Origin of the sequence: Streptomyces globisporus C-1027, assembly GCF_000261345.2 — a bacterium.
GTDB lineage: Bacteria > Actinomycetota > Actinomycetes > Streptomycetales > Streptomycetaceae > Streptomyces > Streptomyces pakalii.
On the sequence record NZ_CP013738.1, the window covers coordinates 1413196 to 1438446 of the forward strand.

The window sequence follows — 25251 nt, forward strand, 5'->3', positions numbered from 1 at the left end:
CCGGGCCGCCAGGGCCTCAGGCGTACTCGTGCTCGGGCACCGCGGGGCTGCCGAGCGCGTTGCGCCGCTCCGGCATCTCCAGGGTCACCATGCGCCGCCAGCCGACCAGGCGCTCGTACGCGTACACCGCGTGGATGCCCGCGGCGAGGACGGCGGCCTTGGGGCGGGACCAGCCGAGGATGCGGCCCATGTTGGCCATCACGGCGAGGCTGACGTCGCGGTAGACACGGATCTCGGCCAGGGCGCACTCGCGCATGATCTGCTGGATGGTGCGGCCGTGCCCCTCGCGGGCGAGGGCGAGCAGTTCCTCGTGGCAGTAGGCGAGGTGGTTGTCCTCGTCGTTGGAGATCATCTTCACCGCGCGGCCGATGTCGGGGTGGTCGGCGAAGTGCCGGCGCAGCAGCTCCATCTGCTCCGATGCGCGCTGCTCGGTGATCCGGCTGTGGGCCAGATAGGTGATGATGTCGCGCTCGGTGAGCCGCTCCTCGCCGCGCAGCCGGGAGTGCGCGAGGCCGATGCCCTGCTGTTCCAGGAGCATCGTGTAGTCGGTCTCCGGGGGGACCTCGACGGGCGGCAGTCCGCGCTTCTTCAGAAGGGCGTTGAAGATCCGGCCGTGCTTGTCCTCGTCGGCGCCGTGCCGGACGATCCTGGGGGCCAGCTCACGGCGGCCCTCCGGGACGAGGGCGGCGATACGGGCGTTCTCCCAGCCGCCCTGGGCCTCGCCGCTCGCGGCGATGGAACAGAAGAGCCGGTAGGACTCGTCGTTGTCCAGGATCTCCTGGAACAGGGTCTGCGCAGAGAGCATGAGGGCCACCTCCGTACCCGATTTCCGCGGAGCCCAGGCCCGCGGAGCGGTGTTCCGCAGAACGAGTCAAATGGGCTACGGGGCGGTCGGCAACCGGAGCGGTCACGCACCGCGCACGGCGGCGGTCGGGGGCGCCCACGGCCGGCACGCCCGCCGGGACGGCGTAACCCTTGGGCGCGTCGCGCGTTGTTCCTGCTGACGGCCGTGGCGGGGAAGACCCCCGAGCCCCCACCACGGCCGTAGTGCTGCCCGTAGGTCTTACGCGAGGCCTGAGCGCTCCAGGGCGTCCGTGCCGGCGCGCAGAGCGGTGAGCCGCTCCTCCAGGGTGAAGCCGGCCGGGGCGAGGTTGAGCGTGGTGACCCCGGCGGCCGCGTAGGCCTGCATGCGGTCGGCGATCCGCTCGACGGGGCCGAGCAGCGCGGTCTGGTCGATCAGCTGGTGCGGAACGGCGGCGGCGGCCCCGGCCTTGTCCCCGTCCAGGTACTTGTCCTGGATCTCGGCGGCCTCCTTCTCGTACCCCATGCGCTGGGCGAGCTGGTTGTAGAAGTTCTGCTTCCGGCTGCCCATCCCGCCGACGTACAGGGCGGTGTACGGGCGGAACATGTCGGCGAGGCCCATCACGTCGTCGCCGACGGCGAGCGGCAGCGTCGGGCTGACGTCGAAGCCCTCCATGGTCTTGCCGGCCTTCTCGCGGCCCGCGCGCAGCGGCTGGATCGCGGTCTCCTCCAGGTGCTCGGCGGAGGGGAAGATCAGCAGGGCGCCGTCGGCGATCTCACCGGTCTGCTCCAGGTTCCTGGGGCCGATCGCGGCGATGTAGAGCGGGATGTGCTCGCGCTGCGGGTGCACGGTGAGCTTGATCGGCTTGCCCGGGCCGTCGGGGAGCGGCAGCGTCCAGTGCGCGCCCTCGTAACTCACACGCTCGCGGGTCATCGCCTTGCGGACGATCTCCACGTACTCGCGGGTGCGGGCCAGCGGCTTGTCGAACTTGACGCCGTACCAGCCCTCGGAGACCTGCGGGCCCGAGACGCCGAGGCCGAGCCGGAAACGGCCGCCGGAGAGCGAGTCGAGGGTGGCGGCGGTCATCGCCGTCATGGTGGGCTGCCGGGCCGGGATCTGCATGATGGCGGAGCCGACGTCGATCGACTCGGTCTGGGCCGCGACCCAGGTCAGCACGGTCGGGGCGTCGGAGCCGTACGCCTCGGCCGCCCAGCAGACGTCGTAGCCGAGCCGGTCGGCCTCCTGTGCGACGGCGAGGTTGTCGCCGTCCATGCCGGCGCCCCAGTAACCGAGATTGATGCCGAGCCGCATAGCCGCTCCCCTTACTGATCAGTAACGTCCCTTTCTCCGGACTCTAGCGCGGGCGGCGGCGATCCGGCAGGCCCGGCGGACCTCGGGTTGTCCACAGCCCCTGCACCCCGTGGGGCCATGGCCAGTAATCTCAGCGCCCATGGAGCAGAGGCATCTCGGCCGTACCGGCCTTCGCGTGTCCCGGATCGGGCTCGGCACCCTCACCTGGGGCCGCGACACGGACGAGCACGACGCCGCCGACCAGCTGAAGGCCTTCTGGGACGCGGGCGGCACCCTGGTGGACACCGCCGATGTGTACGGGGGCGGCGAGGCCGAGTATCTGCTCGGGCGGCTCGTCGGCAGCCTCATCCCACGTGAGGACCTGGTCATCGCCACGAAGGCCGGAAACGTCCCCGACCCCTATCGCCGCGTCAACGCCTCGCGCGGACATCTCCTCGCCGCCCTGGACGCCTCCCTGGAGCGGCTCGGCACGGATTACGTGGACCTGTGGCAGGTCCACGCCTTCGACCCGGCGACCCCGCTGGAGGAGACCCTTCAGGCGGTGGACCTGGCCGTCTCCTCGGGCCGCGCGCGCTACGCGGGCGTGTCGGACTTCTGCGGCTGGCAGCTGGCGAAGGCGGCCACCTGGCAGCTCGCCGCGCCCGGGGTGCGCACCCGGCTGGCCAGTACGCAGATGGAGTACTCGCTGCTCCAGCGGGGCATCGAGCGCGAGGTGCTGCCCGCCGCGCTGGACCTCGGGATCGGGCTGCTGCCGTCCTCCCCGCTGGGGCGCGGGGTGCTCACCGGCAAGTACCGCCAGGGCACCCCGTCCGACTCACGGGGCGCGTCCGAGCGCCTCGCCCCGTTCGTCGAGCCGTATCTCGACGACGCGGCGGCCCGGGTCGTGGACGCGGTGGCGACGGCGGCGGACGGCCTGGCGACGAGCCCGCTCCAGGTGGCGCTCGCCTGGGTCCGGGACCGGCCGGGGGTGGCCGCGCCGATCCTCGGTGCGCGCAACGCCGGGCAGCTCGCGGAGGCTTTGTCGGTGGAGGCGCTTAGTCTTCCCTACGAGATCTGCCAGGCGCTCGACGATGTGTCGGCGCCCGTGCACCGCTATCCCGATCAGGACTGGAGCACGCTGTGACTGCGCTTCCCGGGGAGACCCCCGGCACCGGCGGCACGGACACCCCGCAGGACGCCGTGTCCCCGCCGGACGAGGCCGGGGCCCCGGAGCCCACGGCGGACGCCGACCCCGCGAGCGACGCGGCCGGGGCCGCCGAGGTGGTCGACCCCGCGAGCACGGAGGCCGCCGAGCCCGACGCCGGGGCCGAGGCTGAGGCCGCGAGCACCGAGGGCGCCCCTGAGGCCGAGGCCGCGAACGCCGACACCGAGGCCGCGCGCACCGACGCCGCCTCGCCCGCCCCCGAGCTCTCGGAGGCGCAGGCCGAGCTGGCCGCCCAGCGCGAGCTGCGGGAGCGCATCGAGCAGCGCAAGGCGGCGAAGGCCGCGCCCATCGCCGCCGGTGCGGGTCTGAGCGGCACCGCCGCCGATCTGCTCGCGGCCGTCCGGGCCGTGGAGAGCGGTGAGAAGACGGGCTCCGCGTTCTTCGCGTCGCCCGCCCCGGCACAGGCCCCCCGGCGCCCCGCCCCGGCCGCCGCCCAGCCGCCCCGGACCCCCGTGCCCCAGGCCGCCCCCGCCCCGCAGAGCGCCTCGCCGGAGGCCCTGGAAGCGGTGCGTGCGGTGCTCGTGGAGGGCGGGGCCCCCGAGGCGCTGGCCCGCCCGGCCGTCGGCGCGCTGGGCGAGCAGGCGGGCGGGCTGCTGCGCACCGACCCCTGGCAGCTGCTGGCCTTGCCCGGCGTGCGCCCGGAACAGGCCGACGGCTTCGCCCGGGCCCTGCTGGGTGCCGACTGCGGCCCGGACGACGGCCGCCGGACGGCGGCGCTGGTCGGCTGGGTGCTGGAGCGCGCCGCCCTCCAGGGCCACACGGCCCTGGACGCCGGAGACGTCCGGGCGGCGCTCGCCGAGCGTGCGGTGAGCGACCCGGACGCGGCGGTGCGCGAGGCCGTCGAGGAAGGTGTCGCCCTGCTCTTCCAGGAGGGCGGGGACGAGGAGCCGGAGGAGACCGAGGCGGACGCGGAGGGAACGGATGAGGGCGGCCTCGCCCCGGACGCCGATACGCCCCGGGAGCCGGTCCGGGTCCTGCTGGGCCTGGACCGCTACGCCCTGGCCGAGGAGAGTCTCGCCGACGGCCTGGCCCGGCTGGTCAACACCTGCGAGAAGGCCGCCGACTGGGCGGAGGCCGCTGCCGCCGCCCCGAGCCCGTCGGCCGCCGAGCTGATCCGTACGACGGCCGCCGCCGGACTGGTCGCGCACAGCGGCGGTGAGGCGGCGCGGGCCGAGCCCGCCGCGCTGATCGCCGCGGCACGGGGTCTGGGGCTGCGGGCCTTCGGCGCCGCCCACAGCGAGGACGGGCGGCGGCGGCTGGCGGAGGCCACCGGCGATCCGGACACGGCGGTCACGCTGGCCGGTCTGCTGTCCGGTGCCCAGGGCCCCGGCCGGGACGAGGACGGGGCGCTCGCCCTGGACCTGCTGGTCGTACTGGACGCCCCGCAGCTGGACGTGGAGGGCGCGGCGGTCCTGGTCGAGGCGCTGGCCGACGGTGCCCGGCTGGTGCTGAGCGGTGACCCGGGTGTGCTGGGCTCGGCGGGCGCCGGGCGGGTGTTCGCCGATGTGCTGGCCGCCCGCACCTGCCCGCAGGTCGTCTCCCGCACCCCCGACCCCGGCCCGATCGGCGAGCTGGTCTCCGGCATCGGCATCGGCGAGCTGAATCAGGTCGACGCCCCGGGCAAGGAGGTGGTGATCGTCCCCGTCCGGGACGCGGGCGAGGCCGTCCACCGCACCGTGCAGCTGGTCGCCGACTCGGTACCCCGGGCCTTCTCCATCCCCGCCGACGAGACCCAGGTGATCACGGTGGGCCATGGCGGTGCCGCCGGGACCAGGGTGCTGAACGAGGCGCTGAAGCAGCGGCTCAACCCGGGCCCCGGCCGGTTCGGCGGTTTCGACCCGGGCGACCGGGTGGTCCATGTGCCCGCTCCCGGCCGTGCCGTGCCCGGGGTGGTGCGCTCGGCCGACGCCGAGGGGCTGCATCTGGACTGCGGGGGCGTCCCCGTCGTCGTACCGCAGGAGCGGGTGGAGTCGTCGGTGCGGCACGGCTGGGCCCTCAGCGCCCACCAGGCGGCCGGGATGCGCTGGCCCGCCGCGGTGGTCGTGCTGCCGGGCGACGCGGCGCAGGGGCTGAGCCGGCCGTGGGTGTACACCGCGTTCGGCCGGGGCGAGCGGCATCTGTCCGTGGTGCACGGGGTGGACCAGGCGCTCCCCCGCGCGGTGGCGCAGGTCCCGGCCCAGGAGCGGACGACCCGGCTGCGCCCGCTGCTGGAGGCGCTCCCGACGCCCGACGCGGCTTCCTGAGCGGCACCCGGCCCGGACAGCGGTGGGCCCCGGCGCGATGCGCGCCGGGGCCCACCGTCACGTCCGGTGCGGGGCGGGAACAGGCTCCGGTCAGGCGCCGCCCGCCGCCGGTCCGGCGAAGTCCTCGTCCGGCTCGTCCTCCTCGTCGAAGACCGCGCTGACGTCGAAGCGGCAGACCACCAGTTCGGGATCGGCGTCCTCGAAGGGGGCGCCGAGCCACTCCCCCGGTTCCGGCGCCGTTTCCCCGGCCGAGACCCAGAGGGTGGAGTCGCCCTCCTCCAGACCGAACTCCTTGTGCCGGGAGGCGATCTCGTCCGGTTCGTACTCGCCGAAGAGCACGCCGAGCGCGGCGTGGACGCTGGTGCCGACCACCGGGGTGGTGTCCTCGGCTCCCGGACCCGCGTCGACGTCGGCGAGGCGCTGGGCCTGGGCGAGGAGACGCTGGGGCTCGGCGACCACGTAGTCGCGGCGGATCAGGACACTGAGCGCGCTGGGCTCCGCGGGACCGGCGTAGGGAGGCAGGGAGTCGTCCGCGCCGGGGATCTCGAAGGGGGTGACTTCGTCGTAGCGGTCGTAGAGGAGTTCGTCGTAGACCTCGGCGGCAGCGGCCAGGGCGTTGAACGCGTCGTAGACGGCGGGGTCGTCGTCCCCGGTACGGCGTTCGACCGCGTCGAGGTGACGGTCGATCGCGGCTTTGACCGCCTCGGCGGCGGCACGTACCTCGGCAGCGGTGGGCTGCGCAGCATCAGACATAGTGCAGACGCTATCCGTAGCGGGGCTGTGCCCGCACAATAGATGCGATGCCGGAATACGAATTCATCGACGTGTACGTGCCGCGCGGGGTCTCCCGCAAGGATGCGGCCCGACTCCTGACCGACCACGCCGAGTACGGACACTGGGAGCTGGACCGCCTGACGCTCCGCAGGGACGGCAGCCGCAGAGTGCGGCTGCGCCGACGGATCATCCGTCAGCTGCGGGCGACCTGGTGACGTGGAGCGGGCCCCGCGGTGGCGGGGCCCGCTCTCTTCCGTGCGGTGTGCCGCGCTGGACGCGCCCGGATCAGGCGGCGCTGCGCGAGCGGCGGTAGAGAACCGATCCGGCACCGGCGAACAGCAGTCCGGCGCTGGCCGGGATGAGCAGTTCGAGCCCGTCACCACCGGTCTGTGCGAGCTGCTCGCGGGGAACGTTCCGGGTCTCGGGGGCGTTCGGCTCGGGCGGCTGGCTGACCGGCGGGTCGACCGGCTTCTCCGGGGTGACCGGGGGCTTCTCCGGCTGCTCGGGCGGCGGGGGCGGAACCTCGGCGTCGTTGGAGCAGCCGTTGCCGAAGACGGGGTTCAGCAGTCCGCCGATGGTGACGCTGTTCCCGCAGAGGTTCACGGGGATGTCGATCGGCGCCTGGATCGCGTTGCCGGAGAGGATGCCGGGCGAGCCCTGGGCGACCCCTTCCGCCGTGGCGCCGCCGCCCGGGGCCCGGTGACGGCCCGTGCCGGGCTCGGAGGTGCGGTCCGAGGCCGTGGTGTCGCCGGCCTGGGCGCCGTTCCCGGAGCCGCCGGGGACCGAGCGGTCCTGGGCCCCGCCGGACCGGTCGGACGCGGACCGGTCGGACTGCGCGGACCGGTCGGATCCTGCTGATCCGTTTCCGCAGTCGTTTCCGCTGGCGGGGTTGAGCAGTCCGCCGACGCTGACGGAGTTTCCGCAGACGTTGACCGGGATGTCGATCGGGACCTGGACCGAGTTGCCGGACAGCACGCCCGGCGAGCCGGAGGCGGTGCTCGCCGCTCCGGAGTCGGCGTGGGCGTATCCACCGCTCAGCGCGAGCACTCCGCCCGCAGCCGCCATGGTGATCAGGCCTTTACGAGTGACCTGTCGCATAGGTTCGTTTCCTGCCTTCTGGCTTCCGAAAAACCCCCGGACATGACCGTGCGGGAGCCGAATGCCGAACGGTCCCGGAGTGCATGGAGTGCACTCCGGGACCGGTCGAGCTCAAACCCTTACGGGTTGACGTTCAACGATCAGGCGTTGACGCAGGTGTTGCCGAAGGCGGGGTTCAGCAGACCGATCACGGAGACCGTGTTGCCGCACACGTTGACCGGCACGTGGACCGGAACCTGGACGACGTTGCCGGAGAGCACGCCGGGGCTGCCGATGGCCGCACCCTGGGCGCCCGCGTCGGCGGAAGCCATGCCCGCACCCGCGAGAACGAGGCCACCGGTGGCAGCCGCAACTGCGACGACCTTCTTGATCATGATTCCTCCTAGTTGGAAAATGCGGTCCCAGCCGCGGACCGCAAACCTTGTAACGAGGAGGAATTCGCGGGGCTACGTGTGAACGGCTCGTTTCACCCGTTCGGACATGTTCGCACGGGTGGCCGAATCAGCGGTGATCCGACGGCGAATCGGTCATGGACCGGTCAGGAGTGGTCGATGAACCGGTCGAGCACCCGCACGCCGAACTGGAGCCCGTCGACCGGGACCCGCTCGTCGACGCCGTGGAACATCCCGGCGAAGTCCAGCTCCGGCGGCAGCTTCAGCGGGGCGAAGCCGAAGCCCCGGATGCCCAGGTCGTCGAAGGACTTGGCGTCGGTGCCGGCCGAGAGCATGTACGGCACGGCCCGGGCGATCGGGTCCTCGGCGACCAGCGCGGTCTGCATGGCGTCGACCAGCGCCCCGTCGAACGTGGTCTCCAGGGCCTTGTCCGCGTGCACGTCCTCGCGCCGGACGTTGGGGCCGAGGATCCGGTCCAGGTCGGCGAGGAACTCCTCCTCGTACCCCGGCAGGTACCGGCCGTCGACGTGGGCGGTGGCCTGGCCCGGGATGACGTTGACCTTGTAGCCGGCGCCGAGCTGGGTGGGGTTGGCGGTGTTCTGGAGGGAGGCGCCGATGAGCTTGGCGATGCCGCCGAGCTTGGCGAGCGTCTCGTCCATGTTCTCCGGATCCAGCTCGGTGCCGAGCGCGTCGGAGAGCTCGTCCAGGAAGTGCCGCAGCGTCTTGGTGACCCGCACCGGGAACTTGTGCCGGCCCAGCCGCCCGACCGCCTCGGACAGCTCGGTGATGGCGTTGTCCTTGTGGATCATCGAGCCGTGTCCGGCGGTGCCGTCCACGGTCAGCTTCATCCAGTGCATGCCCTTCTGGGCGGTCTCCACCAGATACAGCCGCAGGTTCTCGTTGACGGTGAAGGAGAAGCCGCCGACCTCGCTGATCGCCTCGGTGACGCCCTCGAAGAGACCCGGGTGGTTGTCCACGAGGTAGCGGGCCCCGTACGTGCCGCCCGCCTCCTCGTCCGCGAGGAAGGCGAGCACGATGTCGCGCGGGGGCTTGCGGCCGCTGCGCATCCGCTCCCGGACGACCGCGAGGGTCATCGCGTCCATGTCCTTCATGTCGACCGCGCCCCGGCCCCAGACGCAGCCGTCCGCGATCTCCCCGGAGAACGGGTCGTGCGTCCAGTCCGCCGCGTTGGCCGGGACGACGTCGGTGTGCCCGTGGATGAGGAGCGCCGGGCGCGAGGGGTCCTCGCCCTCGATCCGGGCGACGGTGGAGGCGCGCCCCTTGTGCGACTCGAAGATCTGCGGCTCCAGGCCGACCTCCGCGAGCTTCTCCGCGACGTACTCGGCGGCGAGCCGCTCGCCGGGGCCCGAGTGGTCGCCGTAGTTGCTGGTGTCGATCCGGATCAGGTCACGACAGAGGTCGACGACCTCCTGCTCGGCCCTGCCGGTACCGGCCTTGCCCGTGCTGCTCTCGCTCACGCTGGTTCCCTCCACGGTCGCTGGTGCTCCTCCCCATCCTCCCGCGCCCACGGCGTACACCCAAGGCCGCACACCCCCCGTCACGCACCGTTCACAGCCATCCGGGCGTGATCGAGCACCCCCGAATGTTTGCTATGGTTTTCCACGTCGGAACGGGCACGGCCCGCGAGACAGACACCTTGTCCGGGTGGCGGAATGGCAGACGCGCTAGCTTGAGGTGCTAGTGCCCTTTATCGGGCGTGGGGGTTCAAGTCCCCCCTCGGACACCAGCAGGAGCCCCACTTCGGTGGGGCTCTTTTGCGTCACCGGGCGATCACGGAGAGGGGCGAGGATGCGGGGTCGCAGGAAGCCGCCCGCCGCCCCTCTTCCCCAGCGGGACGGGATCGATGCCGTACGGGTGCGGCTGCCGGAGGATCCCGAAGGGCTCTGGGCCACCGTCGGAGAGCATCTGGCCGACCGGTACGGCGGGGCGATCGGGGCGGACCGGGTGGCCGGGATGCTGGCTGCCGGGCGGTTCGTGGACGCCGATGGGGTCGCCGTGCGGGGCTCGGAGCCGTATGCCGCCGGGCGGTATCTCTGGTTCCACCGGGACTTCCCGCCCGAGGTGCCGGTGCCCTTCCCGGTCGGGGTGGTGTACCGGGACGAGCGGATCGTGGTCGCGGACAAGCCGCACTTCCTGGCGACGATGCCCCGGGGGCGGCACATCACCGAGACCGCGGTGGCCCGGCTGCGGCGGGAGCTGGAGCTGCCCGCCCTCCAGCCCGCGCACCGGCTGGACCGGCTGACGGCGGGGCTGGTGCTGTTCGTCGTGCGGCCGGAGGACCGGGGTGCGTACCAGACGTTGTTCCGGGACCGGCGGGTGCGGAAGGAGTACGAGGCGGTGGCCCCGTACGACCCCGGCGTGACGCTCCCCCGGACCGTACGCAGCAGGATCGTGAAGGAGCGCGGGGTGCTCGCCGCCCGGGAGGAGCCGGGCGAGGCGAACAGCGAGAGCCGGGTGGAGCTGGTGGAGCACCGGGGCGGGGTCGGGCGGTACCGGCTGCTGCCGGCGACCGGGCGGACGCATCAGCTGCGGGTCCATATGAACGCCCTGGGGCTGCCGATCGTCCACGATCCGCTGTATCCGGTGGTGGTGCCGGAGGCAGCGGTGGAGGACTGGGACCGGCCCTTGCAGTTGCTGGCCCGGGTGCTGGCGTTCACCGATCCGGTCGGCGGGGAGCCGCGTCGCTTCGCGAGTGCGCTGCGACTCTCCGCCTGGCCGGATCGGTGACGTACGCGCTCAGTGGCCGCGCTTGATCCACTCGTCGAGCTGCGGGGCCTCCGCGCCGATGGTGGTGGGGTCGCCGTGGCCGGTGCGGACCTTGGTGTCGCCCGGGAGCGTGAGCAGCCGGTCCCGGATCGAGTCGATGATCGTGGGGAACGACGAGAAGGACCGGCCGGTGGCGCCGGGGCCGCCCTGGAAGAGGGTGTCGCCGGTGAAGACGGTACCCAGCTCGGGGGCGTACAGGCAGACCGCGCCGGGGGCGTGGCCCGGGGTGTGCAGGACCGTGAGCGTGGTGCCCGCCACGGTGAGTTCCTGGCCGTCGGTGAGGGCGCCGTCGGGGGTGTGCTCCGGGTGGGTCTGCAGCCAGAGCGGCAGGTCGTCCGGGTGGAGCAGGATCGGGGCGCCGGTGGCCGCGGCGAGGGCGGGGGCGGCGTCGATGTGGTCGTTGTGCGCGTGGGTGCAGACGATGGCGCGCAGCGTACGGCCGCCGAGCGCGGCCTCGATGGCGGCGGCGTCGTGGGCGGCGTCGATGACGATCGCCTCGGTGTCGTCGCCGACGATCCAGACGTTGTTGTCGACGTCCCATTCGCCGCCGTCGAGGGCGAAGGTGCCGGAGGTGACCAGGTGGTCGATGCGGGCGGTCATCAGAAGACCACCACCGAGCGGAGGACGTCGCCGTCGTGCATGCGGGCGAAGGCCTGCTCGATGTCGCCGAGTCCGATGGTCTCGGTGACGAAGGCGGCGAGGTCGAGGCGGCCCTGCTGGTGGAGGTCGACGAGCATCGGGAAGTCGCGGGAGGGCAGACAGTCGCCGTACCAGGAGGACTTGAGGGAGCCGCCGCGGCCGAAGACGTCCAGGAGCGGCAGTTCGAGCTTCATGTCGGGGGTGGGGACGCCGACGAGGACGACCGTTCCGGCGAGGTCGCGGGCGTAGAAGGCCTGTTCGTACGTCTCCGGGCGGCCGACGGCCTCGATGACGACGTCGGCGCCGTTGCCGTCGGTGAGGGCGCGGATCGCCTCGACGGGGTCGCTGGTGCGGGAGTTGACGGTGTGGGTGGCGCCCATCCTCTTCGTCGTCTCCAGCTTGCGGTCGTCGATGTCGACCGCGATGATCTTCGCCGCGCCGGCCAGCCGGGCCCCGGCGATCGCCGCGTCGCCGACGCCGCCGCAGCCGATGACGGCGACCGAGTCGCCGCGGCCGACCTGGCCGGTGTTGATGGCGGCGCCGATGCCCGCCATGACGCCGCAGCCGAGGAGTCCGGCGACCTCGGGGGCGACCTCGGGGTCGACCTTGGTGCACTGGCCCGAGGCGACGAGGGTCTTCTCCGCGAAGGCACCGATGCCGAGGGCGGGCGACAGCTCCGTGCCGTCGAGCAGCGTCATCTTCTGCTTCGCGTTGTGGGTGTCGAAGCAGTACCAGGGGCGGCCGCGCAGACAGGCACGGCACTGCCCGCACACCGCACGCCAGTTGAGGATGACGAAGTCGCCGGGGGCGACGTCCGTGACACCCTCGCCGACCGACTCCACGACGCCCGCCGCCTCATGGCCGAGGAGGAAGGGGAACTCGTCGTTGATGCCGCCCTGCTTGTAGTGCAGGTCGGTGTGGCAGACGCCGCACGCCTGGATCTTCACGACGGCCTCGCCGGGGCCGGGGTCCGGGATGACGATCGTCTCGACCCTGACCGGCTCGTTCTTGCCCGGTGCGATGACCGCTTGCACCTGCTGTGCCATAACCGTGCTCTCCCTGCTCCCGCGCTTCGCGAAGATCGATCGCGGACCACCGTACGCCTTGGGAGGGCTGCTACGGAGCGAGGACGTCCAGTTCGTGCAGGGCGCCGACCGCGATCTCCTTCGTGATCCGCTCGGCAGCCTCCGGGTCGCCCTCGCGGACCGCTTCGGCGAGCCGGACGTGCAGGGTGACGGCGGCCGGGTCGGGGTCCTCGAACATCACCTGGTGGTGGGTGCGGCCCGCGAGGACCTCGGCGACGACGTCCCCGAGGCGGGCGAACATCTCGTTGCCGGAGGCGTTGAGGACGATGCGGTGGAAGGCGATGTCGTGTTCGAGGTAGCCCTCCAGCTGCTGGCCGCGCGAGGTGGCGACCATGCCGAGGGCCCGTTCGGTGAGCTCGGCGCACTGTTCGGCGGTGGCGTGGCGGGCGGCGGGGCCCGCCGCGACCGGCTCGATGGCGGAGCGCAGCACGGTGAGGGAGCGCAGCTGGCGGGGGCGGTCGGCGCCGGCCAGGCGCCAGCGGATGACCTGGGGGTCGTACACGTTCCAGGTCTCGGTGGGGCGGACCGTCACACCGACGCGGCGGCGGGACTCGACCAGGTGCATCGATTCCAGGACCCGGATGACTTCGCGGATCACCGTGCGGGAGACGTCGAAGCGCTGGGCGAGCTCGTCGGTGCGCAGCACGCTGCCGGGCGGGCACTGGCCGGAGGAGATCTCCAGACCCAGGGTGTCCAGCACATGTGTATGCAGCCCCTGGCTCTGTGTGGTCATGGGTCAAGCCTACGGGGCGACCCCCGGGAATAATAAGTACGACGTTTACGTCACAGGGTCTTGAATAAGTCGTATCTAATAGGTTTCAGTAGCGCGACGGACCGATGTCGAAGAAGACAGCGAGACACCCCCATGAGCACCGCACCCCGCATGAGCACCCCCCACGTCGTCGTGGTGATGGGCGTAGCAGGAACCGGCAAGACCACGATCGGTCCCCTGCTCGCCGCCGAACTCGGCGTTCCGTACGCCGAGGGAGACGACTTCCATCCCCCGGCGAACATCGCCAAGATGTCGGCCGGCACCCCGCTGGACGACGACGACCGCTGGCCCTGGCTGGACGCCATCGGCGCGTGGGCACACGGGCGGGCGGGGCTCGGCGGGGTCGTCTCCAGCTCCGCGCTCAAGCGGGTCTACCGGGACCGGCTGCGGGGCGGTGCGCCGGACGCCCTCTTCCTGCATCTGACCGGTGACCGGGCGCTGATCGAGGAGCGGATGGCGGACCGCAAGGGCCACTTCATGCCCACCGCGCTGCTCGACTCGCAGTTCTCGACGCTTCAGCCGCTCCAGGCCGACGAGGCCGGGGTGAGTGTCGACGTGTCCGGCACCCCCGAGGAAATCACCCAGCGAGCCGCCGCCGCGCTGCGCCGGCTCGACAGTTAAGGACCATCACCGTGACCAGTCTCAGCGTCGAGATGCTGGCAGCGGACGCCGCCGAACCGATCACCTCGGCAGGCAACGCTCAGTTGGGCATCGCCGTCCTGGCGGGTATAGCCGTCATCGTTCTCCTCATCACCAAGCTCAAGATGCACGCGTTCCTGGCGCTGACCATCGGTTCGCTGGCGCTCGGCTCCTTCGCCGGAGCCGCCCCGGGCGACACGATTCTCAGCTTCACCGCGGGCCTCGGCTCCACGGTCTCGGGCGTGGGCGTCCTGATCGCGCTCGGCGCGATCCTCGGCAAGCTGCTCGCCGACTCCGGCGGGGCCGACCAGGTCGTCGACACCATCCTGGCGAAGGCCAGTGGCCGGGCCATGCCCTGGGCGATGGTCCTCATCGCCTCGATCATCGGGCTGCCGCTGTTCTTCGAGGTCGGGATCGTGCTGATGATCCCGGTCGTGCTGCTCGTCGCCAAGCGCGGCAACTACTCCCTGATGCGGATCGGCATCCCCGCGCTCGCCGGGCTCTCGGTGATGCACGGGCTGATCCCGCCGCACCCCGGCCCGCTGGTCGCGATCGACGCCCTGGACGCCAACCTCGGTGTGACGCTGGCGCTCGGTGTGCTGGTGGCCATCCCGACGGTGATCATCGCCGGTCCGGTCTTCTCCCGTTACGCCGCGCGCTGGGTGGACATCAAGCCGCCGGAGAACATGATCCCGCAGCGCCCCTCCGAGGAGCTGGAGCGCCGTCCGAGCTTCGGCGCCACCCTGGCGACGATCCTGCTGCCGGTCGTCCTGATGCTGCTGAACGCGCTCGTCGAGATCGTGGTCGACAACCCGGAGAACGGCCTCCAGAAGGTCACCATGGTCATCGGTTCGCCGCTGATCGCCCTGCTCGCGGCCGTCCTGGTCGGGATGTTCACGCTCGGCCGGGCCGCCGGGTTCACCAAGGACCGGATCGCCGGCACCGTGGAGAAGTCCCTCGCCCCGATCGCCGGGATCCTGCTCATCGTCGGCGCGGGCGGCGGCTTCAAGCAGACGCTGATCGACGCCGGGGTGGGCCAGATGATCCTGGACTTCTCCGAGAACTGGTCGATCCCCGCCCTGCTGCTGGGCTGGCTGATCGCGGTCGCGATCCGCCTCGCCACCGGCTCGGCCACGGTCGCGACCATCTCGGCCGCCGGTCTGGTCGCCCCGCTGGCCGCCGACATGTCGACCTCGCACGCGGCTCTGCTGGTGCTGGCCGTCGGCGCCGGTTCGCTCTTCTTCAGCCATGTGAACGACGCCGGGTTCTGGCTGGTGAAGGAGTACTTCGGCATGAACGTCGGCCAGACGATCAAGACCTGGTCGGTGATGGAGACGATCATCTCCGTGGTCGCCATGGCCTTCATCCTGCTGCTGTCGCTGTTGCTGTAGCCGGTTCCGTACGGCGATGAACGACGGACGCCCGCCCCGGTACGTCACCGGGGCGGGCGTCTTCGCGTACGTACGTCGCGCGTGCTCACGTCGCGCGTACGGGGGTGTGTCAGCGGCGGGACGCCTCGCTCTCGGCCGCCTTCTCCAGCTGGAACGCCTCGTTGCCGAGGCCGATCCGAGCATGCACCTCGGGCTTGGCCTTGCGCAGCACCGCCCCGTACACCAGGCCGCCGGCGAGGGCGAGGATGATCACGCCGGGCAGCAGCCAGTTGAGGGCCGAGCCGGGGCCGGAGCCGACGAGGACGTCGAAGTCGCGGACGGTGAAGACGGCGATCGCCAGGAGCGCGAGTCCGGCGAGGGCGGAGGCGACCAGGCGCGGGGCCTGCGCGCGGCCGGCGCCGCGCTTGACGAAGAAGGCGATGACGGCGAAGGAGGCTGCGGCCATCAGCAGGATGACGCCGAGCGCGCCGACGTTGCCCATCCAGGTGAACAGCCGCAGGACGGGGGCGGTGGGATCGCCGACCGGGTTGTCGTCGGTGAACGCGAACGCCGCGATGATCACGACGGAGACGGCGGACTGGAGCAGCGAACCGGTGCCGGGAGCGCCGCTCGCCCGGTTGGTGCGGCCGAAGCCGGCGGGCAGCAGCCCCTCGCGGCCCATCGCGAACGCGTAGCGGGCCACGACGTTGTGGAAGCTGAGGAGCGCCGCGAACATCCCGGTGACGAAGAGGATGTGCAGCACGTCGGTGAAGGTGGAGCCGAGCCGCTCCTCGGTGAGGCCGAACAGCATGCCGGGGCCCTCCTTGAGGGAGGTGTCGGCGATGGAGCCGGGTCCGGCGGCCACGGTCAGGGCCCAGGAGCTGATGGCCAGGAACAGCGCGGCGTAGCCCACCGCGAGGAACATCACCCGGGAGACCACGATCTGCGGGCGGCTGGTCTCCTCCGCGTACACGGGGGCCTGCTCGAAGCCGACGAACGCGGCGATGCAGAAGCAGAGCGCGGTGCCGAGCCCGGCGCCGGTGAGGGTCTCGGGGTTGAAGGCGTGCAGCGACAGGCCCTCGGGGCCGGGCTTGCTCACGGCGGCGATGTCGAAGATCACCACGAGGGCGCACTCGATGACCAGCAGGACGCCGAGCACCTTGGCGTTGAGGTCGATCTTCAGCCAGCCGAGGACGCCGACGACGGCCGCCGAGACCAGGGCAGGTATCCACCAGGCCAGCTCGATGTCGAGGTACGTGGCGAAGATGCCGGAGACCTCGAAGCCGAGGATCCCGTAGATGCCGACCTGCATCGCGCTGTACGCCACCAGCGCCACGAGCGAGGCCCCCGCGCCGGCCGTCGGGCCGAGCCCCCGGGCGATGTACGCGTAGAACGCCCCGGCGTTGTGGACGTGCCGGCTCATCTCCGCGTAACCGACGCTGAACAGCATCAGGACGGCGCCCAGGATGATGTAGAGCAGCGGCTGGCCGACGATGCCCATCACGCCGAAGACCGTCGGCATCACACCGGCGACCACCATCAGCGGGGCGCTGGCCGCCACCACCGACAGCAGGAGGCCGGGGGTGCCGAGCCGGTTCGCGCGCAGGGCGCGTTCCTCGCCCTTGTAGGTGTTGATCCCGCCGGTATCGGCCGTCCCCCTGGTGGTGCCGGTCTCGCTGGAAAATGAACTGCCGGTCGACATGGCGGGATGGGTCCCCTTCTCGTTGTTCCTGGTGGTGGGGTGGTGCCCTTCGTGCTGCATTCCGTGCTGTGCTGCGTGCTGTGCCGGTGGCTGTGTTGCGTGCCGTGTTGCATGCTTCACGGGGTGCCGAGTGCGTATGTGCGCGCGGCCGTGAACGCCGCGTGGGGCTCGTGGCCGGAGTACGACCAGGGCGCGGGGGTGGCGTAGGAGCCGATGCGGTGGAAGAGGGCCGCGGCCTCGGCGGGCCGGCCCTCGCAGACCTTGGCGTGGGCCAGGAAGTTCAGGTCGAGGCGGTGGCGCGGGTGGTCGTCGCGCTCCCACTCCAGCCACCAGTCGAATGCGGCCTTCATCACCTGGCGGGACCGGCGGCCGGACCAGTGCTCGGAGCGCGCCGGGTCGTCGGGCTCGATGCCGGCGGCGACCAGGACGCGGTAGCGCTCGGCGTGGGCGACGACCGGGAGTACGGCCAGCGGGGAGTCGGCGGGGGCCAGTTCGGCGGCCCAGGCGGCGAAGTCGTACACCTCGTGGAGGGGGTCGTGGCCGCTCTCCGGGTTGCTCTCGGCCAGCAGCGCGGTCATCACATGGTGGGCGTGGTGGTGGTCGGGGTGGCGGGAGCGCACCTCCTCGAAGAGCCTGCCGGTCTCGTCCGCACCGTCGTCGCGGCCGCGGTCCAGGAGGAGCAGCGCGAGCCAGGGCGTGGGGTCCTCGGGGGTGCGGCGGGCGGCGGCCAGGCAGGCTTCCCGGGCACGGGCGGCCTCGTTCGCCCTGGCCTTGGGCCGCAGCGCGCGCACGACCCGGGCGCAGGCGAGGAGGACGGCCGCGTCGGCGCTCTCGGGTTCGACGAGCAGCCAGTCACCGGCCCAGTCCTCGGCGGACGGGGTCTCGGCGAGAGCGAGTACGCGATGGCCGCGGCGGTCCCAGTCCCGCCCGGTGGCCACCAGCAGGGTGCGCGCGTCGGACCATCTGCCCTGGACGAACTGTCCTCGTGCGGAGATGAGTTCGCCGTCGTCGAGAGCCGGGTCGAAGACGTGGTCCGAGCGGCTGCCCCGACGACGGGAGCGACCCAGGGGCGGCGGGGGCGGGGGCATGCCGCGGGCTTCTTTCGATGCGGTGTGCGAGCAGATGATCGCGCACAGCAAAGCGGCAGGTCATGCTCCACGTCAAGGGGCACCGTCCGGCAACTGCTCCGGCTTCTCGGCCAGTTGGCTGGATCTGCTCGACCGTCGGCGGTATCGGCGCAGCGTGCGGGCGGGGCGGGCGGGGCGGGGGTGACGCCTGACACACTGCGTGCATGGAGCCTCGTGAACCCCTCGCCCCCTTCCTCCTCGCCTTTCCCGGGCCGTTGCGCGACCGGTTGGTGGCGGCGGTCCTGTCCGGCGAGAAGGTGTCGACCACCGGTCTGCTGTGCGAGTACGAGCTGGAGCAGGAGGAGTTGCCTCCGGTGGGCGAACGCTCCGCGCTGATCGACTCGGACGGCCGGGAGGTGGCGGTGGTCGAGGTGACCGAGGTACGGGTGCTGCCGCTGGGGGCCGTCGATCTGCAGCACGCGCTGGACGAGGGGGAGGGGTACACGTCGGTGGCGGAGTGGCGGGCGGGGCACGAGCGGTTCTGGCACAGCGAGGAGATGCGGGAGGCGTTGGGGGATCCGGGGTTCACCGTGGATGACGGGACGATGATCGTCGCGGAGCGGTTTCGGGTGGTGGAGCGGTGGGGGTGACCGGGCGCAGGGGTCGTCCGGGGCTCGGGGCGTCCGCAGAGCGAGGCGGGCCTTCGGCCGGGTGAACGCCGGGGCTCTGCCCCGGGCCCCGCTCCTCAATCGCCGGAGGGCTTGAAATGCGGGCCCCGTCCGCGGCGCTCAGGCGACCGCTTCCGCCGCCGCCCTGCCCGCCGCCCTGCCCGAGAAGATGCAGCCGCCCAGGAACGTGCCCTCCAGGGAGCGGTAGCCGTGGACTCCGCCGCCGCCGAAGCCCGCCGCCTCGCCGGCCGCGTAGAGGCCGGGGAGCGGGGTGCCCTCGGCGGTCAGGACGCGGGAGGACAGGTCCGTCTCCAGGCCGCCCAGGGACTTGCGGGTGAGGATGTTGAGGCGGACGGCGATCAGCGGGCCCGCCGCCGGGTCCAGGATCCGGTGCGGCTTCGCGGTGCGGATGAGGCGGTCGCCCAGGTAGGCGCGGGCCCCGTGGATCGCGGTGACCTGGAGGTCCTTGGTGAACGGGTTGGCGATCTCGCGGTCCCGGGCGGTGATCTCGCGGCGCAGCTCGGCCGCGTCGATGAGGCCGTCGCCCGTCACCGCGTTCATCCCCCGGACCAGGGCGTCGAGGTCCTTCTCCACGACGAAGTCCGCGCCGTTGTCCATGAACGCCTTCACCGGTGCGGGCACGTCCGCGCGGGCCCGGCCGATCACGTCGCGGACGGACTTGCCGGTCAGGTCCGGGTTCTGCTCGGAGCCGGAGAGCGCGAACTCCTTGCCGATGATCCGCTGGTTGAGCACGAACCAGGTGTAGCCGTGGCCCGATCCCATGATGTGTTCGAGGGTGCCGAGCGTGTCGAAACCGGGGAAGAGCGGGACCGGCAGCCGCTTGCCGCGCGCGTCGAGCCAGAGGGACGAGGGGCCGGGCAGGATCCGGATGCCGTGCCGGGACCAGATCGGGTTCCAGTTCTCGATGCCCTCGGTGTAGTGCCACATCCGGTCGCGGTTGATGTGGTGCGCCCCCGCCTTCTCGGCGATGCCCAGCATCAGCCCGTCGACGTGGGCGGGGACGCCGGAGAGCATCTTCTCGGGCGGGGTGCCGAGCCGCTCGGGCCACTGGGCGCGGACCAGGTCGTGGTTGCCGCCGATGCCGCCGGAGGTGACGATCACCGCCTGGGCCTTCAGCTCGAAGGTGTCGGTGGCCTCCCGGCTGCTCGCGGTGCCGCGCTCCGCCCCGCTCGGCTCCAGGATCTCGCCCGTGACCGTGTCCAGCGCCCCGGCCGTGCGGGCGAGGCCGGTGACCCGGTGGCGGAACCGCAGCTGGACGAGCCCCTTGGCGACGCCCTCGCGCACGCGACGCTCGAAGGGCGCGACGACGCCGGGTCCGGTGCCCCAGGTGATGTGGAAGCGGGGGACGGAGTTGCCGTGGCCGGTCGCGTCGTAGCCGCCGCGTTCGGCCCAGCCGACGACGGGGAAGATCCGCAGCCCCTGCTGGTGCAGCCAGGAGCGCTTCTCACCGGCGGCGAAGTCGACGTACGCCTCGGCCCACTTCCTCGGCCAGCGGTCCTCCTCCTCGCGGTCGAAGCCCGCCGTGCCGAACCAGTCCTGGAGGGCCAGTGCCCGGCTGTCCTTGATCCGCAGCCGACGCTGCTCGGGCGAGTCGACGAGGAAGAGGCCGCCGAAGGACCAGTGCGCCTGGCCCCCGATGGACTGCTCGGGCTCCTGGTCGAGGAGGATCACGGAACGGCCGGCGTCGACCAGTTCGGCGGTGGCCACGAGCCCGGCGAGTCCCGCCCCAATCACGATCACATCAGCGTCGTACGCCATGGGTTCCATCCTGTCGGGGAGGGCGGGCCGGGAGACAAGTTACCCGTGCGTCAGATCTTGGATACCGGCCGCTGCCACGTCAACCGTCCGGCTGCTGTTGGATGAAACGCATGACGCCTTCTGACGAGATTCTGGACATCGTCGACGAGAACGACGAGGTCATCGGCCAGGCCCCGCGCGGCGAGGCGACCGCGCGGGGGCTGCGGCACCGCTGCGTGTTCATCGAGGCGCGCGACGCGGAGGGGCGGATCTTCGTCCACCGGCGTACGGCCTCGAAGCTCGTCTTCCCCTCGCACTACGACATGTTCGTCGGCGGGGTCGTCGGTGCGGGCGAGTCGTACGAGGAGGCGGCGCTGCGCGAGGCGGAGGAGGAGCTGGGCGTCTCGGGGCTTCCGCGGCCCGAGCCGCTGTTCCGGTTCCTCTACGCCGACGGGGAGCACACCTGGTGGTCGGCCGTCCATCAGGTGCGGTGCGAGCTGCCGGTCTCGCCGCAGGTGGAGGAGGTCGCCTGGCACGCCTTCCTGGACGACGCCGAGCTGGAGCGGCGGCTCGGCGAGTGGCCCTGGGTGCCGGACGGGCTGGAGGCGTACCGGCGACTGCGGGAGCTGCGGGCGGGCTGACCGGGCCCGTACCACGCACACCCCCTAGGGTTCCCCGTGTGAACAAGATCGCGCGGAGTGTACGGCTGTGGTTCGCGCCGCAGCGGATCCGGGAGGAGGGGGACACCCCCGACTACCGGTTCTCGCTGGCCAACGAGCGGACGTTCCTCGCCTGGATCCGGACGGCTCTGGCCCTGATCGGCGGGGGTTTCGCCGTCGACCAGTTCCTGCCCGAGCTGGTGTGGGGTGTCCGGGCCGGGCTCGCGCTCGGGCTGCTGGCCGCCGGGGTGCTCTGCGCGCTGCGGGCGGTCAACCACTGGGTGCGGTGCGAGCGGGCGATGCGGCGGGGCGAGGACCTGCCGGTGTCCCGGTTCCCGACCCTGCTGAGTCTGGTGGTCGCCGTCGTCGCCGTGGCGATGGTGGTGGTGGTCCTCTTCGGCTGGGAGGGCGTGTGACGGCGACGGCGGACCGGGATCCGGGGCTGCAGCCGGAGCGGACGCGGCTGGCCTGGCGGCGGACGACGCTGACCGCCACGGTGGTCGCGCTCCTCGCGGGGCGGCAGGCGCTGCACAGCGGGGCGACCCCGGCCGCGCTGGTCGCGGTGGCACTGAGCGCGCTGGCCTGGCTGGGGTTCCTACTGGTCGCCCACCGCCGGGTGAGCGTGCTGGGGGTGGCGCGACCCGAGCAGTTCACGCCGCGCGGGGCGCTGACGGCGGCGCTGTGCACGGTGGCGCTGGCGGTGTTCGCGGCGGCGATGCTCTTCTGAGGCCGGGCGCCCGACACCTGACGGCCGGGCTGCGGCGGCGGCGATGCTGTTCTGAAACCGGCCGATTCTGCAGGCGGCCGGGCAGCGCGCCTACGCGTCCCAGTCCACCGTGACCACGATCTTGCCGCGCGTCCGCCCCTCCTGGTTGAGCCGGTACGCCTCGGCGGCCTCCTCCAGCGGGAACACCCGGTCCACGTGGACGGTGACGATGCCCCGCTCGGCCAGCTCCGCGACCTGGGCCAGGTCCGCCGCGTCGGGGCGCACGAAGGCGTAGCGGCCGCCGTAGGAGAAGACCTCGTCGTCCGCGATGGAGGCGAGCCGGCCGCCCGGGGCGAGGGTCTCGGCGGAGGCTTTCAGCGCGTCGCCGCCCACCGTGTCGAAGGAGGCGTCGAAGCCCTCGGGGACCAGGTCCCGCAGCCGTTCGACGAGGCCCTCGCCGTACTCCACGGGCTCCGCGCCCAGGCTCCGCAGGTGCTCGTGGTTGCGGGGGCTCGCGGTGCCGACGACCCGGCAGCCGGTGTGCCGGGCGATCTGGACGGCGAGCGACCCCACGCCCCCGGCCGCCGCGTGGACCAGGACGGTGTCGCCCTCGCGGATCTTCAGGGTGCGGTGCAGCACCTGGTACGCGGTCAGCCCGGCCAGCGGCAGGCCCGCCGCCTCCTCGAAGCTCAGGCTCAGGGGCTTGCGGGCGAGAGTGCGCACGGGGGCGGCGACGTACTCGGCGAACGTACCGCGGGAGAGGAAGTCCTCGCGTACGTAGCCGATGACCTCGTCGCCCACCGCGAACTCGTCGACGGCGACGCCCGGTTGCACGACGACCCCGGAGACGTCCCAGCCGGGGATCACCGGGAAGACGGCGTCGAGGGCGCCTTGGAGGTAGCCCTCGCGGGCCTTCCAGTCGACCGGGTTGACCGCTGCGGCCCGCACCTTCACCAGGACGCTGTCGGGGCCGACCTTGGGGTCGGGCCGCTCGCCGTACTCCATGACGTCGGCGGAGCCGTACGCGCTGTAGCTGATCGCCTTCATCCCTCGACCTTCCGCGCAGGTCCGGGTCGCCGCAACTCAGGCGGTACGGCCGTGGGCCCCGCCCTCACCAGCGCGGGACCTCCGGCGTCGTCCAGTCCGGGTCGGCCACGCGCATCGCCGCCGCGTCGTCGCGCTCGCGGTAGGTGCCGTCGTCCGCCAGCCAGCGGCGGTGCAGGGCGGCGAGGCGGTCGCGGTCCAGTCCGACGCCGAGTCCGGGGGCGTCGGAGACCGTCAGCCGGCCGCCGGTGAAGGTGTGGCGCTCCGTGATGACGTCCTCGGTCTGCCAGGGGTAGTGGCTGTCGCAGGCGTACGCGAGGTCCGGCACAGTGGCGGCGACGTGGGTCATCGCGGCGAGGCTGATGCCGAGGTGGGTGTTGGAGTGCATGGAGAGTCCGACGCCGAACGTGCGGCAGATGCCCGCCAGTTCCCGGGTGCGGTGCAGTCCGCCCCAGTAGTGGTGGTCGCTCAGGACGATCTGCACGGCGTCGCGGGCGAACGCCTCGGGGACCTCGGCCAGGGTGGTGACGCACATGTTGGTGGCGAGCGGGACGTCGGTGCCCGCCGAGACGGCGGCCATGCCCTCGGTGCCGCTGGTGGGGTCCTCCAGGTATTCGAGGACGTCCTTCAGCTGCTCGGCGACGTACAGCGAGGTGGGCACGGACCAGGCACCGTTCGGGTCCAGCCGCAGCGGGCGGCGGGGGAACGCCTCGGCCAGGGCGCGGATCGCGGCGATCTCCCGGTCGGGCTCGAAGACGCCGCCCTTGAGCTTGAACGAGCCGAAGCCGTAGGTGTCGGCGAAGCGCCGGGCCTGGGCGACCACGCCGGCCGGGTCGAGCGCAGCGCCCCAGTCGTCCCGCTCACCGGAGACCGGGTGGGCGGCCCAGCGGTAGAAGAGGTACGCGCTGTACTCGACGCTGTCGCGGACCTTGCCGCCCAGCAGCGCGTGCACCGGCAGGCCCTGCGCCTTGCCGAGGGCGTCCAGGCAGGCGACCTCGAAGGCGGAGACGACCGAGAGCCGGATCTTCCCGGCGTTCCTGACCCCGCGCAGCCCTCCGGCGTCCACCCGGTCGTCGGCTGCGGCGTGCGACCCGTCGCACACCTCGTCGGCCAGGGCGAACAGCCCGTTCAGGTCGGTGACCGCCCGGCCCGCAAGCGCCTCGGCGAGGGAACGCGCGGGCTCCAGGTAGGCGCCGTCGCCGTACGTCTCCCCCACACCGGTCGTCCCGTCCCGGGTGACGACCTCCACGATCAGGCGCGGGGTGTACGGCTGGTGGACTCCCTGCGTGTTCAGCAGGGGCGGATCGGATACGAGGATCGGGGTGAGCCGGACGTCTTCGATCACCAAAGCTGTATTCATACGTGAACAATATTCAGAGATGCGTTTCACCACCAGAGTGCGGACGACTTCCGCAGTGGCAGATCCCGAAGGGCACTGGACGACATACCGACTGGTCGGCATCATGGTTCCGACCCGTCCGCAGTCGCCCGGAGGTACGCACCATGAGCCCAGTCCCCCCACCAGGTCTCGATCCGGAGCTGCTGCGCGGCCACCTCGACCGCGAGCGACCGGGGCTGGTGAGCGGACCCCTCGAAGCGCGGCTCATCGAGGGCGGCCGCTCGAACCTGACGTACGTCGTCGGCGACGGGACCGGACAGTGGGTGGTGCGCAGACCGCCGCTCGGCCATGTGCTGGCCACCGCGCACGACATGGCGCGTGAGCACCGCGTGATCAGCGGTCTGCACCCGACCGCCGTCCCCGTGCCGGAGCCGCTGCTGCTCTGCGAGGACGACTCGGTGATCGGCGCGCCGTTCTACGTGATGGAGTACGTCGAGGGCACCCCGTACCGCACCGCCGAGCAGCTCGCCCCGCTGGGCCCCGAGCGCACCCGGGCGGCGGTCCTCGGGCTCGTCGACACCCTGGTCGATCTGCACGCCGTGGACCCGGAGGCGGTCGGGCTCGGGGACTTCGGGCGGCCCGAGGGCTTCCTGGACCGGCAGCTGCGGCGCTGGGGCAAGCAGTTGGACGCCTCCCGCAACCGTGACCTGGCGGGCATCGACGAGCTGCACGCGGCGCTCGGCCGTGCGCTGCCCTCCTCCCCCGCGCCCACCGTCGTCCACGGCGACTACCGCCTGGACAACGTCCTGATCGGCTCCGACGACCGGATCAAGGCCGTCCTCGACTGGGAGATGTCCACCCTCGGCGACCCGCTGACCGACCTCGGGCTGCTCGTGATGTACAGCTCCGACCTCGGTCTGCCGCAGTCGCCCGTCTCCACCACCAGCGGGGCGGCCGGGCACCCCGCCCCCGCCGAGCTGATCGAGCGCTACGCGGCCCGCTCGGGCCGGGACACCTCGGCCATCTCCTGGTACACCGCGTTCGCCTGGTTCAAGCTCGCCGTGATCCTGGAGGGCATCCACTACCGCTACACCCTCGGCCAGACCGTCGGCGCGGGCTTCGACCGGATCGGCGAGCTGGTCCCCGTCTTCATCGCGCACGGCCTCACCACCCTCCAGGAAGGCTGAACCCC

25 protein-coding genes and 1 tRNA gene are annotated in these 25251 nt (G+C 72.4%); 12 read left to right on the forward strand and 14 right to left on the reverse strand.

Annotated elements, in window-relative coordinates:
• Positions 1–16: 16 nt before the first annotated feature.
• Both WQO_RS06105 and WQO_RS06110 read right to left on the reverse strand, forming a co-directional pair.
• Positions 17–805, reverse strand: a complete 789-nt coding sequence (locus tag WQO_RS06105; protein WP_010057092.1) for a hypothetical protein — start codon at positions 803–805, stop codon at positions 17–19.
• A 258-nt stretch (positions 806–1063) separates the two neighbouring features.
• The gene (locus WQO_RS06110) at positions 1064–2113 is read right to left on the reverse strand and encodes an LLM class F420-dependent oxidoreductase (RefSeq protein ID WP_010057091.1); all 1050 of its coding nucleotides are present in this window, start codon (positions 2111–2113) and stop codon (positions 1064–1066) included.
• A 139-nt stretch (positions 2114–2252) separates the two neighbouring features.
• Here WQO_RS06110 and WQO_RS06115 point away from each other — a divergent pair, with 139 nt between their 5' ends.
• Both WQO_RS06115 and WQO_RS06120 read left to right on the forward strand, forming a co-directional pair.
• Positions 2253–3236 carry an aldo/keto reductase gene (locus tag WQO_RS06115; RefSeq protein WP_010057090.1) on the forward strand — a complete coding sequence of 328 codons (984 nt, stop codon included), beginning with the start codon at positions 2253–2255 and terminating at the stop codon, positions 3234–3236.
• Positions 3233–5560, forward strand: a complete 2328-nt coding sequence (locus tag WQO_RS06120; RefSeq protein ID WP_010057089.1) for a helix-hairpin-helix domain-containing protein — start codon at positions 3233–3235, stop codon at positions 5558–5560. The genes WQO_RS06115 and WQO_RS06120 overlap by 4 nt, the downstream gene beginning before the upstream one ends.
• Positions 5561–5650: 90 nt before the next feature.
• Here the strand turns inward: WQO_RS06120 and WQO_RS06125 are convergent, their stop codons facing one another.
• The gene (locus WQO_RS06125) at positions 5651–6313 is read right to left on the reverse strand and encodes a hypothetical protein (RefSeq protein WP_010057087.1); all 663 of its coding nucleotides are present in this window, start codon (positions 6311–6313) and stop codon (positions 5651–5653) included.
• A gap of 47 nt (positions 6314–6360) precedes the next feature.
• On the opposite strand from WQO_RS06125, the gene WQO_RS06130 reads away from it, so the two are divergent.
• The gene (locus tag WQO_RS06130) at positions 6361–6549 is read left to right on the forward strand and encodes a DUF5703 family protein (protein ID WP_006123409.1); all 189 of its coding nucleotides are present in this window, start codon (positions 6361–6363) and stop codon (positions 6547–6549) included.
• A 70-nt stretch (positions 6550–6619) separates the two neighbouring features.
• Here the strand turns inward: WQO_RS06130 and WQO_RS37215 are convergent, their stop codons facing one another.
• From WQO_RS37215 to WQO_RS06145, 3 genes are all read right to left on the reverse strand, one after another.
• A complete protein-coding gene (locus tag WQO_RS37215) occupies positions 6620–7432 on the reverse strand; it encodes a chaplin (RefSeq protein WP_010057086.1) in 813 nt (270 codons plus the stop codon).
• Positions 7433–7572: 140 nt separating this feature from the next.
• The gene (gene chpH / locus WQO_RS06140; RefSeq protein WP_006123411.1) at positions 7573–7806 is read right to left on the reverse strand and encodes a chaplin ChpH; all 234 of its coding nucleotides are present in this window, start codon (positions 7804–7806) and stop codon (positions 7573–7575) included.
• A gap of 164 nt (positions 7807–7970) precedes the next feature.
• Complete coding sequence (locus WQO_RS06145; RefSeq protein WP_006123412.1) at positions 7971–9302, reverse strand: M20/M25/M40 family metallo-hydrolase; 1332 nt, start codon at positions 9300–9302, stop codon at positions 7971–7973.
• A gap of 181 nt (positions 9303–9483) precedes the next feature.
• Here WQO_RS06145 and WQO_RS06150 point away from each other — a divergent pair.
• A tRNA-Leu gene (locus WQO_RS06150) sits at positions 9484–9571 on the forward strand.
• A 62-nt stretch (positions 9572–9633) separates the two neighbouring features.
• On the forward strand, positions 9634–10572 hold the full coding sequence (locus WQO_RS06155; protein ID WP_010057085.1) for a pseudouridine synthase: 939 nt from the start codon (positions 9634–9636) through the stop codon (positions 10570–10572).
• 9 nt (positions 10573–10581) lie between these two features.
• Here the strand turns inward: WQO_RS06155 and WQO_RS06160 are convergent, their stop codons facing one another.
• The 3 genes from WQO_RS06160 to WQO_RS06170 form a co-directional block, all read right to left on the reverse strand.
• On the reverse strand, positions 10582–11211 hold the full coding sequence (locus WQO_RS06160; protein ID WP_010057084.1) for an MBL fold metallo-hydrolase: 630 nt from the start codon (positions 11209–11211) through the stop codon (positions 10582–10584).
• A complete protein-coding gene (locus tag WQO_RS06165) occupies positions 11211–12296 on the reverse strand; it encodes an S-(hydroxymethyl)mycothiol dehydrogenase (RefSeq protein ID WP_010057082.1) in 1086 nt (361 codons plus the stop codon). The genes WQO_RS06160 and WQO_RS06165 overlap by 1 nt, the downstream gene beginning before the upstream one ends.
• A 70-nt stretch (positions 12297–12366) precedes the next feature.
• Positions 12367–13068 (reverse strand): FadR/GntR family transcriptional regulator, encoded by a 702-nt coding sequence (locus tag WQO_RS06170; protein WP_058953887.1) that lies wholly within the window; start codon positions 13066–13068, stop codon positions 12367–12369.
• A gap of 150 nt (positions 13069–13218) precedes the next feature.
• Here WQO_RS06170 and WQO_RS06175 point away from each other — a divergent pair, with 150 nt between their 5' ends.
• Both WQO_RS06175 and WQO_RS06180 read left to right on the forward strand, forming a co-directional pair.
• On the forward strand, positions 13219–13728 hold the full coding sequence (locus WQO_RS06175; protein ID WP_029181973.1) for a gluconokinase: 510 nt from the start codon (positions 13219–13221) through the stop codon (positions 13726–13728).
• 11 nt (positions 13729–13739) lie between these two features.
• Positions 13740–15137: a GntP family permease gene (locus tag WQO_RS06180; protein ID WP_010057079.1), complete on the forward strand. Its 1398-nt coding sequence runs from the start codon at positions 13740–13742 to the stop codon at positions 15135–15137.
• 109 nt (positions 15138–15246) lie between these two features.
• Here WQO_RS06180 and WQO_RS06185 read toward each other — a convergent pair whose 3' ends face one another.
• Positions 15247–16818 (reverse strand): APC family permease, encoded by a 1572-nt coding sequence (locus tag WQO_RS06185; protein WP_029181972.1) that lies wholly within the window; start codon positions 16816–16818, stop codon positions 15247–15249.
• 116 nt (positions 16819–16934) lie between these two features.
• Positions 16935–17906 (reverse strand): hypothetical protein, encoded by a 972-nt coding sequence (locus WQO_RS06190; protein ID WP_010057077.1) that lies wholly within the window; start codon positions 17904–17906, stop codon positions 16935–16937.
• Between the two features lie 203 nt (positions 17907–18109).
• Between WQO_RS06190 and WQO_RS06195 the strand changes: the two genes are divergently transcribed.
• Complete coding sequence (locus WQO_RS06195) at positions 18110–18535, forward strand: ASCH domain-containing protein (RefSeq protein WP_010057076.1); 426 nt, start codon at positions 18110–18112, stop codon at positions 18533–18535.
• A gap of 138 nt (positions 18536–18673) precedes the next feature.
• Here the strand turns inward: WQO_RS06195 and WQO_RS06200 are convergent, their stop codons facing one another.
• The gene (locus WQO_RS06200; protein ID WP_010057075.1) at positions 18674–20332 is read right to left on the reverse strand and encodes an FAD-binding dehydrogenase; all 1659 of its coding nucleotides are present in this window, start codon (positions 20330–20332) and stop codon (positions 18674–18676) included.
• Positions 20333–20442: 110 nt separating this feature from the next.
• On the opposite strand from WQO_RS06200, the gene WQO_RS06205 reads away from it, so the two are divergent.
• The 3 genes from WQO_RS06205 to WQO_RS06215 are packed head-to-tail and all read left to right on the forward strand — an operon-like array spanning position 20443 to position 21697.
• Positions 20443–20952, forward strand: a complete 510-nt coding sequence (locus WQO_RS06205) for an NUDIX domain-containing protein (protein WP_010057074.1) — start codon at positions 20443–20445, stop codon at positions 20950–20952.
• Positions 20953–20990: 38 nt separating this feature from the next.
• Positions 20991–21386, forward strand: coding sequence for a YidH family protein (locus tag WQO_RS06210; RefSeq protein ID WP_010057072.1), 396 nt, complete (start codon positions 20991–20993; stop codon positions 21384–21386).
• Positions 21383–21697 (forward strand): DUF202 domain-containing protein, encoded by a 315-nt coding sequence (locus tag WQO_RS06215; protein ID WP_010057071.1) that lies wholly within the window; start codon positions 21383–21385, stop codon positions 21695–21697. Before WQO_RS06210 ends, WQO_RS06215 begins: the two co-directional genes overlap by 4 nt.
• A 90-nt stretch (positions 21698–21787) precedes the next feature.
• Here WQO_RS06215 and WQO_RS06220 read toward each other — a convergent pair whose 3' ends face one another.
• Both WQO_RS06220 and WQO_RS06225 read right to left on the reverse strand, forming a co-directional pair.
• Complete coding sequence (locus WQO_RS06220; RefSeq protein ID WP_010057070.1) at positions 21788–22723, reverse strand: NADP-dependent oxidoreductase; 936 nt, start codon at positions 22721–22723, stop codon at positions 21788–21790.
• Positions 22724–22787: 64 nt separating this feature from the next.
• Positions 22788–24080 (reverse strand): glucarate dehydratase family protein, encoded by a 1293-nt coding sequence (locus tag WQO_RS06225; RefSeq protein ID WP_058953888.1) that lies wholly within the window; start codon positions 24078–24080, stop codon positions 22788–22790.
• Positions 24081–24223: 143 nt separating this feature from the next.
• On the opposite strand from WQO_RS06225, the gene WQO_RS06230 reads away from it, so the two are divergent.
• Positions 24224–25246 (forward strand): phosphotransferase family protein, encoded by a 1023-nt coding sequence (locus WQO_RS06230; protein ID WP_010057067.1) that lies wholly within the window; start codon positions 24224–24226, stop codon positions 25244–25246.
• Positions 25247–25251: the final 5 nt, after the last annotated feature.